The sequence below is a fragment of the Halorubrum sp. ARQ200 genome (assembly GCF_005435115.1).
Classification (GTDB): Archaea; Halobacteriota; Halobacteria; order Halobacteriales; family Haloferacaceae; genus Halorubrum; species Halorubrum tropicale.
Genome location: NZ_SGTZ01000028.1, coordinates 1 through 610 on the forward strand (window position 1 = coordinate 1; position 610 = coordinate 610).

Here is a 610-nt window from a genome sequence, read left to right on the forward strand (position 1 = left end):
CAGTGGCACGAGAGCAGGACTACTCATCTGTTGTATCTCATGCTGTTTCTACTCTTGAATATTCCCCTTAGCGTATCATATTTGATAATAATATCCCATTTTCCCGGCTCAGATACGGTAAATTAACAGCCCAAGTACTAGCCCGTTACATTTCAGATTAATTCCGACCAGACAATCGGAGAACAGATTGTCCCAGTGCGCCCCCGGCAGACGAACGGCTGTCGTCCGTCTGACGCCGAACGGCAGGCACGGAGACTGTCCGCAGATATCACAGTGTTATCGAGTCCGTGTTCGCGCTTTTGACGGTGAAATTACCGGTGTCGGCTTCGAGTTTGACGGACCGGCCGTGGTCACCACCTAGGTCTTCACCGACAACGGGAACACCGTGTTCATCGAGCGTCTCGCGTACCTTCTTCGCGTTTCGCGACCCGATAGAGGAGCCACTCTCCGAGAAGTCGAGCATATCGCTCCCACCGGCGATTTTGGCTTCCATCGCCTCCGTCGACGCCCCGGCATCCGCCATGGCCTCGATGAGTGCTTCGATGCCTGTGTCCGCGAACTTCGCATGGTTCCCGCCGTCGATATCGGCCGCCGACGGAAGCATGACGTG

Annotated in this window: 1 protein-coding gene; it reads right to left on the minus strand. The window is 55.4% G+C overall.

The genetic code is table 11. The annotated features are described in order from the left end of the window. Positions 1 to 268: 268 nt before the first annotated feature. The coding region (locus EXE50_RS16880) for a chemotaxis protein CheD (protein WP_137705639.1) at positions 269 to 610 on the minus strand (342 nt) is incomplete at its 5' end.